Genomic DNA, 14519 nt, shown 5'->3' with positions numbered 1-14519 from the left:
ATCAAGATCAAGATCAAAAGATCGCAGCCTCGTTGCACTCGTCAGCTCCTACGCTCCTACAGGAAATAGGGTTACCAGCCTCGTCCTGAGTTGACCCAGAAGTTGACTGACAGCGAAGTCGACACCGACTCCACCTGATGGAACCAGCCCTCTGGCAAAAACAGCAGATCCCCAGCCTCCAGCGTCACCCGCAAAAACGTCACCTCCCGCGCTGCCGGGAAACGTTCATAGTCCGGCGCGTCCGGGTTGAAATCGCAGCCATCCAGACCTCCCTTGGGCGCGGTCGACCAAGTGCCCAGTGCCTCGCGGTGATGAGGCGCGGCAAGGGTAAATTTTTTCTGCCCCCAGACCTGCGCGAAGAGGTTGTCGGTGTCATCGCGGTGCAACGGCGTCAGCGTGCCCTTGGGGCCGATCCAGATGCGTGGCGGGATGAACAGCGACGTGTCGAAGTAGGGCGGGTACTGGATCTGCTGCAACAACTGCGCGGGCAGGATGTTGTTGCCCATGTACGCCGGCGGCTCGCCGTCGGCGCCTTTGACTGCCGGGCTGTCCAGCGAGGCGATGAACTCGGCCATCGAGGTCGAGCGGAAATCACGCTCGGTGGAAAAGGTCTTCTTCACGTAATCGCCGTGGCGGGTGATGCCCTGCAGTTCAGCAAAATGCACCAGCGATTCCTCACGGCTCAGGCTGAACAACGGCCAGTCGTGCAGGGCATTGCTGATCACCAACGGAATGCCGTTGGGCAGATAACGAGTTTCGAATTCGTGCCGGCTCAACTCGGCGCGCGCACGGCGTTCGACGCTGGTCTGGCGAGGCAGCGCGGCAGTGAGCTTTTCGCTGAAGCGCGGTGGCGTCGGGTAGCGCTTGTTCATGTCGACCTTTTCCACCGTGCCGCCACCCTGGCGGGCGTGGTCGATAATTTGCGGCAACATCGTCGCCAGGCCCATGTTGCCGCCGATCTTCAGGCGCCCGCTGGCGAACAGTTCCTCGACATTGACCACGCCGGCCATGATCCCGAGAAAATCTTTTTCCGCGACTTCGATGGTCACGTCCGGGCTTGGATGGCGCCCGACTTCCGTGCGCTGGCTGGTCTTGATGTCGTACCAGTACGCCTGCTGCGCGCTGAAAATGAACTGGAAAACCCCCTCGATGCCGACCGCGCCGGCGTTGGCGAACAACTTGCCCAGAATGCTCTGCAGGTCCACGGTGATTCCCTCGCGATTGTTGTTTTTTTCCTGAACAGGCAACGAGCGGCTGGCGAGGGAATTTAGCGACCGGGCGACTAATTTGTCCGGCCAGTGATCCGTCTTTCTTGCAGACACATTTTTCAAGGAAAGCGCGGTGACCAAGCTGACATTGCTGTGCCTGCCCTACTCGGGCGCCAGCGCCATGGTTTACAGCCGCTGGCGGCGCCAACTGCCGACGTGGCTGCAAATGCAACCGGTGGAACTGCCGGGGCGGGGCGCGCGGTTCGATGAGCCCCTGCAAACCGACATGCGCGCACTGGCGCGGCAACTGGCGCGCGAGCACAAGCCGGGGTTGCAAGGCCCTTATGCGTTGTTCGGGCATAGCCTCGGTGCGTTGCTCGCCTGCGAAATGGCCCATGCCTTTCGCGAATTGGGTGTGCCGGAGCCGCTGGCGCTGTTCGCCTCCGGCACCGCCGCACCGTCCATGCGCAGCGATTACGACCGCGGCTTTGCCGAACCGCGTAGCGATGCAGAACTCATCGAACAGTTGCGCACTTTTCAGGGCACCAGTGAAGAAATCCTCGCCAATCAGGAATTGATGAGCCTGACCCTGCCGGTGCTGCGCGCCGATTTCATGATGTGCGGGCGCTTCACGCCTGCCGAGCGGCCCTTGCTCAATTGCCCGGTGCACGTGCTCGGTGGCAAGGAAGACCGCGCCACCACCGAACAACTGATCGGCTGGAGCAAGGAGACCCTGGGCAGCTTCTCGGTGGACATGATGACCGGCGGGCATTTCTTCATTCATGAACATGAAGCGCGGGTCATTCGCACGATCAAGAGCCATCTGGAAGTGCATCACCGACGCCTTGCGCAGGCCGTGCAACCGGCGTTCTGAGACGCGCCTCATCTATCATTTTCAGGAGGCCAGTCATGGCTGTTGCTCTGGGGTTTTCCGTGCGGCCATTGCTGCCGCAGCGCGGACGTTTGCCGCTGTTGGTCGAGGCGGGCGATGCCGACACCGATCTGTTGGCGGTATTCGATGAATTGAAGGCCTTGGTCGACGAGCATTTGCTGCGCGACGGTGGCGTGCTATTTCGCGGTTTTCGCCTCGATGGCGCCGAGCAGTTCCGCCAGTTCGCCGCGAATTTCGGCCATCCGCTGCTGAACTACGAGTTCGGCTCGACGCCGCGTACCAACGTCACCCAAGGCGTGTACACCTCCACCGAATACCCGGCGCACCAGAGCATTCCGTTGCACAACGAGCAGGCCTATTCCCGCGACTGGCCGATGAAGATCTGGTTCTACAGCATGATCGCTGCCAGGTCCGGCGGTGAGACGCCGATTGCCGACAGCCGCGAAGTCTACCGGCGCATCCCCGTGGCGATCCGCGAGCGGTTCGTCAGCAAAGGCCTGATGTACGTGCGCAACTTCGGCAATGGCCTCGACGTGGCGTGGGAAGACGTGTTCAACACCGAAGACCGTGAAGTCGTCGAGGCCTACTGCAAGGCCCACGGCATTGTCTGCGAATGGAAGGACGACGGTGAGCTGCGCACGCGGCAGACCTGTCAGGCGGTGGCGGTGCACCCGGTCACGGGCGACCACGTCTGGTTCAATCAGGCGCACCTGTTTCACATCTCCAACCTGCCAGCGGACGTGCGCGAAAGCCTGCTCGACATCGTTGACGAAGAAGACCTGCCGCGTAACGTCTATTACGGCGACGGCTCGCCGATCGAAGACGAGGTGCTGGCGCAGATTCGTGCGGTGCTCGACGACTGTGCGATCAGTTTCCCCTGGCAGGAGGGCGATGTGCTGATGCTCGACAACATGCTCTCGGCTCACGCGCGCTCACCGTTCGAAGGGCCGCGCAAAGTCATCGTGGCGATGGCCGAGGGGCATTCGCAGGACGTGCGCTGACCTGTTCGCGACCCTTCAACTCAAATGCCGAATCCGGGCCTGTACCGGCTTCGGCATTTGTCTGTCTGGCCTTTGTACCGTCGGGCCGTGATTGCCGCTGGCGCGCTAAATCATCGCGCGGGCCATTCGTTCTTGTTGATACGACCGGGTCTCCAGGTCACGCCGCCGATCAGCAAGGACTCCACGCATGAATGCCGCAGACGCACAGAAACTAGCCCGCCGCTTTATCGAATTGCCCCAGGACAAACGCCGTCTGTTCCTCGCCGGCATGGCCCGCGAAGGCATCGATTTTGCGCAGCTGCCCATGACCGCCTGCGACGGCATCGCCGAGCGTGATGGCCTGTCTTACGCGCAGCAGCGCATGTGGTTTCTCTGGCAACTGGAGCCGACCAGCGCCGCCTACAACCTGCCGATGGCGGTGCGTCTGGATGGTGAATTGCAAGTCGAGGCACTGGAGCAGGCCTTCAGTCGTCTGGCGGCGCGCCACGAATGTTTGCGCACTACCTTCGGCCAGGATGGCGAGCGGGCCTTCCAGTGTGTGGCCGAACCTAAGCCACTGAAACTACCCGTGACTGACCTGAGCGAGTTGCCCCAAGCCCAGCGCTGGCCGCTGGCGCAGCAGCACATGATGGCCGAGGCGACCCAGGCTTTCGATTTGCAGAACGGCCCGCTGCTGAGTCTGCGTCTGTTGCGCCTGGCCGAGCAGGAACATGTGTTGCTGCTGACCCTGCATCACATCATCGCCGACGGCTGGTCGATGAACATTCTGATCGACGAATTCATGCGCACCTACGACGCGCTGGTGGCCGGGCGTGAACCGACGCTGGCGCCCTTGACCGTGCATTACCGCGACTATGCGCTGTGGCAGCGCAGCTGGCTCGAGGCTGGCGAGCGCGAGCGGCAATTGGACTACTGGCGCACGCAACTGGGCGACGAACATCCAGTGCTGGAATTGCCCACCGATCGCGCCTATCCGGCGCAGTCCAGTCATCAGGGCGCACGCCTGGAAACGGTGATCGACGCACCCCTGCGCGAAGAGCTGAAAAACCTTGCCCAGCGTCAGGGCGTAACCTTGTTCGTGGTGTTGCTGGCAGCGTTCAAGACCCTGTTGCATCGCTACAGCGGCCAGACCGATATTCGTGTTGGCGGACTGATTGCCAACCGCACCCGCAGTGAAACCGAAGGGCTGATCGGCTTCTTCGTCAACACCCAGATCCTGCGCAGCGTGGTCACCGCACAAACGCCCTTCACCGAGTTGCTGCAGAACCTGCGCCAGGCTGCACTGGGTGCTCAGGCCCATCAGGATCTGCCGTTCGACGCCCTGATCGAAGCCCTGCAACCGGCGCGCAGCCAAAGCCACAATCCGCTGTTTCAGGTGATGTTCAACCATCAGCCGCTGGTCACCGATTTGCACCAGGCGCAACTCGCCTCAGGCTTGCGCGTGGGCTATCTGAGCGAGGAGCAACTGGCCGGCAGCGGCCGGCAACATGCGGCCACCAGTGACCTGATGCTCGACACTCGCGAGGAGGGCGAGCAATTGTTTGCCGCCTTCACGTACGCCACGGATATTTTCGACGCCGCGACCATCGCCGCGCTGGCCGGGCATTGGCGCAACATTCTCCAGTCGGTGTGCCGCGACCCGCAGCAGTTGATCGGCGAGGTGGCGATGCTCGCCGACAGCGAACGCCACGGGTTGATCCAGGCCACCGCGCCAGCGCCTCGTTTCACTAGCGTGCAAAGCCTGTTCGAAGCGCAAGTCGCACGGACTGCGCAAGCGCCGGCGGTGCGGTTGGCCACAGCGCCTGCGCCGGCATTCAGCTACGACGAACTCAACACTCGCAGCAATCGTCTGGCCCACCATTTGCGCGCACAGGGTGTCGGCCCGGACGTGCTGGTCGGTGTTGCGCTGGGACGTTCACTGGAATTGGCGGTGGCGCTGCTGGCCGTGCTCAAGGCCGGCGGTGCCTATGTGCCGCTGGATCCGCAAACCCCGGCCGAACGCTTGCGCCATGTGCTCGCTGACAGTGGTTTGAACCTGTTGCTCAGCGACCGGCAAAGCCTTGCCAGCCTGCCGCCGCTCGACGGTATCGAGTGCCTGTGTCTGGAGCAATTGCCCGCCAGCGGGCAGAGCGACAATCTGTCGGTCACGGTCGAGGCCGACAACCTCGCGTACGTGATCTACACCTCGGGTTCCACCGGGCGGCCGAAAGGCGTGGCGATCAGTCATGGCGCGCTAAGCGAGTTCATCGCCCGCGCCATCGACTACAGCGGTCTGCGCGAAGGCGACCGGGTTCTGCAATTCGCCACCAGCAGCTTCGACGGTTTCGTCGAGCAGTTTTTCCCGCCGCTGTGCCACGGCGCCAGCGTGGTCATGCGCGATGCGCCGTTGTGGGACAGCGCGACGCTGCATCAGGTCATCATCGATCAGGGCATTACCCTGGCTGATCTGCCAGCGGCCTACTGGTATTGGCTGGTGCAGGAATATGCGGCGAAACCGCCGGCCAGTTTCGGCGCGCTGCGGCAGATTCACGTCGGCGGTGAAGCCATGGCGGTGGACGGCTTGCGTCTGTGGAAGCAGGCCGGGCTCGGCCATGTGCGCCTGCTCAACACCTACGGCCCGACCGAGGCCACGGTGGTCTCGACGATTCATGACTGCACCGCGCTGACCGCGCAGGACGTGTCGTGGCGCGGCATGCCGATCGGCCACGCACTGGCAGCGCGGCGTCTTTACGTGCTCGACGATGATCTGAGCCTGCTGCCGCAAGGCGCGGTGGGCGAGTTGTACATCGGTGGGCCGGGGCTGGCGCGCGGTTATCACCGTCAGCCGAGCCTCAGCGCTGAGCGGTTCATCGCCGACCCTTTCGCCGACGGTCAGCGCCTGTACCGCACCGGCGACCGTGCGCGGCTGCGCGGCGATGGCGCGCTGGAGTATGTCGGCCGGGTCGATCATCAAGTGAAGATTCGTGGCTTTCGCATCGAACTGGGCGAGATCGAATCGCGCTTGCAGCAATGTTCGGGCGTTCGCGAAGCAGTGGTGATCGCGGTGCCGTTCGCCGGCGGTGCGCAACTGGTCGCCTACGTTGTGACAGAACCTGCGGTGCTCGCCAGCGCGGCAACGCAAACGGCCTTCCGTCAGCAGACCCGCGCTGCGCTGCAAGCCAGCCTGCCGGATTACATGGCGCCGGGGCATCTGCTGTTGCTGGCGAATCTGCCGCTGACACCGAGCGGCAAGCTCGACCGCAAGGCCTTGCCAGCGGCGGATCCTGCGCAGTTGCAGGGCGATTACCGCGCCCCGCAATCACCGGCCGAACAATGTCTGGCGCAGGTCTGGGCCGAGGTGCTGCACGTGCCGCGTGTGGGCCTGGACGATCACTTTTTTGAACTGGGCGGCCATTCGTTGTTGGCCGCGCAAGTGATTGCCCGGGTCAAGGAGCAGATGGGCGTGGTGCTGCCGCTGCGCAGCCTGTTCGAAAAACCGCTGCTGGCGGATCTCGCCGAGGTGCTCGGGCAACTGGCCGAGGCGAGCGGCGACGACGACTGGTCCGACATGGATCAGTTCATGAATGCTTTGCAAGGAGAAGAAGTATGAGCGGCACGATGGCGGAACGTATTGCAAAAAGGTTCGTCGGCCTGCCGCTGGAACAGCGTCGGCTGTTTCTGGCCAAATTGCGCGAGGAGGGCAAGGATTTCAGCCTGTTGCCGCTGCCGGTCAGCCGCCACGACTGTGCGCAGATTCCCCTGTCGTTTGCGCAGCAGCGTCTGCTGTTCCTGTGGCAACTGGAACCGCACAGCGGCGCATACAACATGGCCGCTGGCTTGCGTCTGAAAGGCCGGCTGGATGAGTCGGCCCTGAGCCGCTCGTTCGATCATCTGCTGGCGCGCCATGAAGTGTTGCGCACGGTGTTTCACACCGACGGCGATCAAGCGCATCAGCTGATTCTCGAGCAACAAAGCATTGCGCTGGACCGCTTTGATCTGACCGACGTCGCCGTGCAAGAGCGCGAAAAAGTGCTCGCGCAACACGTGCAAGACGTCACCGCGCAACCGTTCGATCTGCGCCACGGCCCGTTGCTGCGCGCCAGTCTGTTTGCCTTGGCCGACGATGAGTTCGTGCTGGTGGTGAGCATGCATCACATCGTCTCCGATGGCTGGTCGATGGACGTCATGGTCAAGGAATTCGTGCAGTGCTATCAGGCGTTCAGCCTGCAGCGCGAGCCGCAACTGCCGGCGCTGCCGTTGCAGTACGCCGACTATGCGATCTGGCAGCGGCGCTGGCTGGAGGCCGGCGAGGGCGAGCGCCAGCTCGACTACTGGCGTCAGCAATTGGGCGACGAACATCCGCTGCTGGAAGTGGCGCCGGACTTTGCCCGACCGCTGACGCAAAGCTTTGCAGGACAGACCCTGAGCTTTGATTTCGGCACCGACCTGTCGCAACAGCTCAACGTTTTTGCGCGCAGCCAGGGCATCAGCCTGTTCATGCTGGTGCTGGCCGGGTTCTCGCTGTTCCTTTCGCGTCTGGCCGGCGAGCGCGACATTCGTGTCGGCGTGCCGAATGCCAACCGTGGCCGCGCCGAAGTCGAGGGACTGATCGGTTTCTTCGTCAACACCCAAGTGCTGCGTTGCCAGGTCGATGAGCGCGGCAGTTTCACGGATTTGCTGGCGCAGGTGCGTGAAGCGGCGTTCGGCGCACAGGCACATCAGGAGTTGCCGTTCGAGCAACTGGTCGACGAATTGGTCGCCGAACGCACCCTGGGCCACAACCCGCTGTTCCAGGCCAAGTTCAACCAGAACGTCGGCATGCAGAAACAGCGCTCGATGGCCCTGCCCGGCCTGACCGTCAGCGAATATCCGCTGGCCAAGGACGGCACGCACTTCGATCTGGCGTTGGACATCACCGACGACGGCGCGCTGATCCACGGTCAGATGACCTATGCCAGCGATCTCTATCGGGCGGAAACGGTCGCCGGTTTTGTGCCGATGTTGCTGGACCTGTTTACCCAGTTGCTCGACTCGCCGCAGGCGCCACTGCACACGGTTGCCACACCACGGCCTGCTGCGCTTGCCAGCCAACGCGAACCGGCGTTGACGGTGTTGCAACACTGGGCGCGTGAAGTGGCCCGGCAGCCGCAGGCGTTGGCCGCTCGGGATCTCAAGCAAACGGTGACTTTCCAGGCGCTGGATGAGGAGGCCAATCGTCTCGCCCATTATTTGCGTGCGCAGGGCGTCGATGTCGGCGACCCGGTGGCGGTGCTGCTGGAACGTTCGCTGGACTGGCTGACTTGCGTATTGGCGATTCTCAAGGCTGGCGCGGTGTACATGCCGCTCGACGTCAAGGCGCCAAGCGTGCGCCTGCAACAGATGCTCGGTGCTGCGCAGGCGCGGGCGCTGATCGGTGCTGAAGGCGATGTGCGGGTCAGCGAATTGGCGGGTGAGGGCTGTCAGGGTCTGGAGTTTGCGCCGGGGCAATGGCAGTCGCTGCCGGCGTCCGCGCCTGAGCTGACACTGTATGCGCAGTCGCCGGCCTACGTGATTCACACCTCCGGTTCCACCGGGCAACCCAAGGGCGTGCTGGTCAGCCACGGCGCGCTGGGCAGTTATGTGCGCGGTGTACTCGAGCGTCTGGCGCCGGCGCCGGAGGCGAGCATGGCGCTGGTCTCGACCATCGCCGCCGACCTTGGCTTCACGGTGCTGTTCGGCGCGTTGTGCTCGGGCCGACTGCTGCATGTGCTGCCGGAAGAACTCGGCTTCGATCCGGATCGCTTTGCCGAATACATGGCCCGCCATCGCGTTGGCGTGTTGAAAATCGTCCCCGGACATCTCGCCGCGCTGTTGCAGGCGGCCAAGCCTGCCGATGCGTTGCCGGAACACGCGCTGATCGTCGGCGGCGAAGCCTGTTCGCCGGCGCTGGTCGAGCGTGTGCAGCAACTTAAACCGGGCTGTCGCCTGATCAATCACTATGGCCCGAGCGAAACCACCGTGGGCGTGCTGACCCATGAGGTCGAAGAGCTCGCCGCGCAGGCGCGCAGTGTTCCAATCGGCACAGCGCTGGCCGGTGCCCATGTCTATGTGCTCGACGATGTGCTCAACCCGGTGGCCGATCAGGTTGCCGGTGAGTTGTACATCGGTGGCGATAGCGTTGCCCTTGGCTACCTGAATCAGCCGGGGCTCACCGCTGAGCGTTTCCTGCCTGATCCGTTTGGGAACCCCGGCGCGCGGGTGTACCGCAGTGGCGACCGGGTCCGGCGCAATCGCGAACAGGCGCTGGAGTTCATCGGTCGTGCCGACGATCAGGTCAAAGTGCGCGGCTACCGTGTGGAGCCTGCGGAAGTCGCGCGGGTGTTGCTCAGTCTCGACGGTGTCAGCGAAGCCGCCGTGCTCGCGCTGTCACTGGATGACGACCCGGCGCGCCTGCAACTGCTGGCATGGTGCGTGCCGGCAGTGGGCGCGAAGGTGCAGGCGCAGGCACTGCGCGAGCAGTTGCAGGCGCGGCTGCCGGATTACATGGTGCCGGCGCAGTTGCTGTTGCTGGAAAAGCTGCCCCTGACTGCCAACGGCAAGCTCGACAAGCGTGCCTTGCCAGTGCCCGGCGTGGTCAGCCAGCAGTTCGTCGCGCCGGTCGGTGAGATCGAGGAAAAACTGGCGGCCATCTGGGCCGAAGTGCTCAAGCTCGAGCGGGTCGGCAGCAGCGATAACTTCTTTGAACTGGGCGGCGACTCGATCCTCAGCTTGCAGATCATCGCCCGGGCCAAGCGCCAGGGCATCAAGCTCAGCCCCAAGCAGTTGTTCGAAAAACAGACCATCGGCCAACTGGCTGCTGTGGCCAGACTGATCGAAGCCAAACCGGCTGCCGTCGCGGCACCAGTGGCTCGCGGGCCGTTGCCGTTGCTGCCGATTCAGGTGCGTTTCTTCGAGACGCCGATTGCCCAGCGCCAGCATTGGAACCAGTCGGTAATGCTGCAACCGACCCTGGCGCTGGACGCCGTGCATTTGCGCAAGGCGCTGGCGACGTTGGTCGAACAGCACGAGGCCTTGGCCTTGAGCTTTGTGCAGTCGGGCGATAGCTGGCAGGCGTTGCCGCAGGCTCAGCGCGATGCCGAACTGCTTTGGCTACGCGAACTGGACAGTCTCGATGCCTTGCCGGCCGTGGCCGACGCAGCGCAGCGCAGCCTGGATTTGCAACGCGGGCACTTGCTGCGCGCGGTGCTGGTCAACCTGCCGAACGCCGAGCAGCGCTTGTTGCTGGTGATTCATCACCTGGTGGTCGACGGCGTGTCGTGGCGCATTCTGCTTGAGGACTTGCAGCAGTATTACCAGGCATTGGCGGCGGGGACGGCGGCGGTGTTGCCAGGCCAGAGCAGTTCGCTGCACAACTGGGCCGAGCAGTTGCATCGTTATGCACAGAGTGAAGCGCTGGCCGGCGAACGCGATTATTGGCGCCAGACCCTGGCGGCGGAAGACGCGGCACTGCCACAAGATTTCGCCGTGGACAGCCAGACCCGCGCCCAGGCCGCTCGCGCCAGTACGCGCCTGAGCCAGACATTGACCGACAAGCTGCTGAAAGTCGCCCCGGCGGCGTACCGCACGCAGATCAACGACCTGTTGCTGACTGCATTGGCGCGGGTGCTGTGTGACTGGAGCGAGCAGCCGTCGGTGTTGATCCAGCTCGAAGGCCATGGTCGTGAAGACCTGTTCGACGACATCGACCTGAGCCGCACGGTCGGCTGGTTCAGCAGCCTGTTCCCGGTGCGCCTGACTCCGCAGGCCAATCCCGCTGCGTCGCTGTGCGCGATCAAGGAGCAACTGCGCGCCGTGCCGGGCAAAGGCATCGGTTATGGCGTGCTGCGTTACCTCACGCGTGCAGCCGAGTTGCAGACGCTGGCGCAACCACGGGTGACCTTCAATTACCTCGGTCAGTTCGACGGCGCGTTCAGTGCCGAGCAAGGCGCGTTGTTCCTGCCAAGCGCTGACAGCACCGGCGCCAATCAGGATGGGCAAGCGCCGCTGGGCAATTGGCTGAGCGTCGACGGACAGGTTCTCGGCGGTGAGCTGGAACTGACCTGGACCTTCGGCAGCGGCATGTACCGCGCCGAGACCATCGAGGCGTTGGCCGAGGCCTATCGCCGCGAACTGCAACGCCTGATCGAACATTGCTGCGCGAGCGGGGCAGGTGGCGTGACTCCTTCGGATTTCAACCTCGCCAACCTGACCCAGGCGCAGCTGTCGGCATTGCCGATGGCGCCGCGTGACATCGTCGATCTGTACCCGCTGTCGCCGATGCAGCAAGGCATTCTGTTCCACAGCCGCAACGAGCCGGACAGCCCGGCCTACACCACTCAGCTGCGCGTCGACGTCGAGCAGCTCGACGCCCAGCGCTTCCGCCAGGCCTGGCAGCAGACCCTCGATGCCCACGACATTTTGCGCACGGCGTTCGTCTGGCCGCAGGATGCCGCCGCGCCGGTGCAGGTGGTCCGCAGCCGTGTGCAGATGCCGTGGCAAGTGCAGGACTGGCGCGGGCGCGATGATCTTGATTCCGCGCTTGATCATCTCGCCGCTGAAGATTTGCAACGTGGCTTCGATCTGCTCGACGCGCCGCTGTTGCGCGTGACGCTGGTGCGCATCGATGAACACACCCATCACCTGATCTACACCTGCCATCACATCCTCATGGACGGCTGGAGCACTTCGCAGTTGTTCGGCGAAGTGCTGCAACGCTACGCCGGCATCGTGCCGAGCGCAGGGCAGGGGCGTTATCGCGATTACATCGAATGGCTCGGCCAGCGTGATCAGCAAGCCAGTCGGCAGTTCTGGCGCGCAGCGCTGGCGGACCTTGAACAGCCGACGCGACTGGCCAGTGCCATGCCGGTCAGGCACGCGGCCAGCGGCTATGCCGATCACGAGCATGTGTTCAGCGAACCGCTGACCGCCGAACTGAACCGCTTCGCCCGCGAGCAGAAAGTCACGCTCAACACGCTGGTACAAGCGGCGTGGCTGCTGCTGTTGCAGCGCTACACCGGGCAGGATCACGTGGCGTTCGGCGCGACGGTCGCCGGACGGCCAACCGATTTGCCGGGCGTCGAGCAGCAGATCGGTCTGTTCATCAACACCCTGCCGGTGGTGGCGGCGCCATCGCCGGAGATCGGCGTCAGCCAATGGCTGCAACAGGTGCAAGACCTCAACCTGGCCTTGCGCGAGCACGAACACACGCCGCTGTATGACATTCAGCGCTGGGCCGGGGCGGGTGCCGGGGCATTGTTCGACAGCATTCTGGTGTTCGAGAACTATCCGATGGCCGAAGCGCTGGCGCAGGGACCGCAGACGGGCCTGAAGTTCTCGGCGATCCGCCGGCAGGAGCAGACCAACTATCCGCTGACGCTGGTCGCGGTCACCGGCCGCGAGCTGAGTCTGGGCGTAAGTTACGATCAGGCCAGTTTCGACGCTCAAGCGATCAATGCGTTGAGTGCGCAGTTGCAAGGCCTGCTCGAGCAGTTCCTCGCCGACGCCACGCAGCCGCTGGGCGCGCTGCAACTGCTCGCCGAGCCACAACAGCAACAAGCGATCGAGTGGGGCAAGGCGCCGGTTACCACGCCGGATCAACGCACAGTGCTGGCGCACATCGCCGCGCAAGTGCAGCGACAGCCACAGGCGAACGCGGTGCTGTTCGCTGAGCAGTCCATCGCTTACCAAGACCTCGATACCCGGGCCAATCGTCTGGCGCACAAGCTGCAAGGCATGGGCGTCGGGCCGGAAGTGCGCGTCGGCGTGTGCATGCGCCGCACGCCGCAGATGCTGGTCGGCTTGCTGGCGATCCTCAAGGCCGGTGGCGCCTACGTGCCGCTCGATCCGGATTACCCGCAGGAACGCTTGCTGCACATGCTCGACGACAGCCGCGCCGCTGTTTTGCTCACTGAGCCAGCGGCCTTGGCGATGCTGCCCGAAACCTTGAGTGCACAGGTGCTGCTGGTGGACGAGAGCGTCGCCAGCGAATGCCCGGATGCTGCGCCACTGGTTAACCTCGCAGCCGAAAATCTGGCGTACGTGATCTACACCTCCGGCTCCACCGGCAAACCGAAAGGCGTAGCGATCAGCCACGGCAATCTGTCGGCGCTGATTCAGTGGTCAGCTGGGGTCTATCGTGAAGAACAATTGCGCGGCGTGCTGGCTTCGACCTCGATCTGCTTCGATCTGTCGGTGTGGGAAATCTTCGTCACGCTGGCCTGCGGTGGCTGTCTGGTATTGGCCGACAACGCTCTGGCGCTGGCCGATTTGCCGGCGCGCCATCAGGTCACGCTGATCAACAGCGTGCCGTCGGCGATCGCCGCGTTGCAACGGGCCGGGCAGATTCCGACTTCGGTCGGCACGATCAATTTGGCCGGCGAACCGCTCAAGCAGAGTCTGGTCGACAGCCTCTATGCCAGCACTCAGGTGCAGCAGGTCTACGATCTTTACGGGCCGTCGGAGGACACCACTTATTCGACCTTCACCCTGCGCACGCCAATGGGCCGGGCGAACATTGGCCGGCCACTGGACAACACCGTGGCGCACCTGCTCGACAGTCAGTTGCAGGTGCTGCCCGAGGGCGTGGCGGCCGAGCTGTACCTGGCGGGTGCCGGGGTGACGCGCGGCTATCTGCGTCGTGCCGCGCTGACCGCCGAACGCTTTGTGCCGAATCCTTACGCGAGCAACGGCGAGCGCCTGTACCGCACCGGCGATCTGGTGCGCCAGGGCGACGATGGCAACATCGAGTACATCGGTCGCGCCGACCATCAGGTGAAGATTCGCGGCTTCCGCATCGAACTCAGCGAGATCGAAGCACGCCTGCTGGAACTCGACGATGTCCGTGAGGTGGTGGTACTGGCGCAGGACGGCGCCGCAGGCAAACACCTGCATGCCTACCTCGTCGCTGCGCCGGACAGCGAGCGGTCGACGCTGGCCGAGCGGGTGCGCAGTGCGCTGGCCAGTCGCTTGCCGGCGCACATGGTGCCGGGGCATCTGCACCTGATCGACGCGATCCCGCTGACGCCCAACGGCAAGCTCGATCGCAAGGCGCTGATGGCGTTGGGCGAGAGCCCGACGCAGGAGCAATACCTAGCGCCGCAAAGCGATCTGCAATGGGAGGTCGCGACGATCTGGCAAGAGGTGCTGGAAGTCGAGCGGGTAGGGCTGGCGGACAACTTCTTCCAGCTCGGCGGCCATTCGTTGCTGGCGACATTGGTGGTGACCCGGGTGCAGGAGCGTCTCGGCGACAAGGTGCCGCTCAAGGCGCTGTTCGAGACCGACACGCTCAAGGACTTCTGCGCGCGGATCGAAGCCCTGCGCGTCGAAATGTCGCCCGTTCAGGATGAATTGGCTAAATCACTGGAGGCCCTCAAACGTCTATCCCTCGATGATCTGGAAAAACTGATTTCTTGAGAGGGAAAA

The 14519-nt window shown here is 63.8% G+C and carries 5 protein-coding genes; 4 read left to right on the top strand and 1 reads right to left on the bottom strand.

Features of this window, described 5'->3' with window-relative positions:
• Positions 1 to 71: 71 nt before the first annotated feature.
• Positions 72 to 1205: a cupin-like domain-containing protein gene (locus tag F8N49_RS08405; protein WP_151551138.1), complete on the bottom strand. Its 1134-nt coding sequence runs from the start codon at positions 1203 to 1205 to the stop codon at positions 72 to 74.
• Positions 1206 to 1341: 136 nt separating this feature from the next.
• Here F8N49_RS08405 and F8N49_RS08400 point away from each other — a divergent pair, with 136 nt between their 5' ends.
• From F8N49_RS08400 to F8N49_RS08385, 4 genes are all read left to right on the top strand, one after another.
• The gene (locus F8N49_RS08400) at positions 1342 to 2082 is read left to right on the top strand and encodes a thioesterase II family protein (RefSeq protein ID WP_151551137.1); all 741 of its coding nucleotides are present in this window, start codon (positions 1342 to 1344) and stop codon (positions 2080 to 2082) included.
• A gap of 35 nt (positions 2083 to 2117) precedes the next feature.
• Positions 2118 to 3101, top strand: coding sequence for a TauD/TfdA family dioxygenase (locus F8N49_RS08395; protein ID WP_016773893.1), 984 nt, complete (start codon positions 2118 to 2120; stop codon positions 3099 to 3101).
• 187 nt (positions 3102 to 3288) lie between these two features.
• Positions 3289 to 6690: a non-ribosomal peptide synthetase gene (locus tag F8N49_RS08390; RefSeq protein WP_151551136.1), complete on the top strand. Its 3402-nt coding sequence runs from the start codon at positions 3289 to 3291 to the stop codon at positions 6688 to 6690.
• Positions 6687 to 14510 carry a non-ribosomal peptide synthetase gene (locus tag F8N49_RS08385; RefSeq protein ID WP_151551135.1) on the top strand — a complete coding sequence of 2608 codons (7824 nt, stop codon included), beginning with the start codon at positions 6687 to 6689 and terminating at the stop codon, positions 14508 to 14510. The genes F8N49_RS08390 and F8N49_RS08385 overlap by 4 nt, the downstream gene beginning before the upstream one ends.
• The last annotated feature ends 9 nt before the right edge of the window (positions 14511 to 14519 follow it).

Source organism: Pseudomonas sp. GXM4 (assembly GCF_008923895.1).
Classification (GTDB): Bacteria; Pseudomonadota; Gammaproteobacteria; order Pseudomonadales; family Pseudomonadaceae; genus Aquipseudomonas; species Aquipseudomonas atacamensis.
Note: the sequence above shows the minus strand (reverse complement) of the source record. Positions and strands in the feature narration are given on the sequence as shown.

Coding starts and splice junctions, on each gene's coding strand:
- F8N49_RS08390 (WP_151551136.1), top strand. CDS start 3,289: ATGAATGCCGCAGACGCACAGAAACTAGCCCGCCGCTTTATCGAATTG.
- F8N49_RS08385 (WP_151551135.1), top strand. CDS start 6,687: ATGAGCGGCACGATGGCGGAACGTATTGCAAAAAGGTTCGTCGGCCTG.
- F8N49_RS08395 (WP_016773893.1), top strand. CDS start 2,118: ATGGCTGTTGCTCTGGGGTTTTCCGTGCGGCCATTGCTGCCGCAGCGC.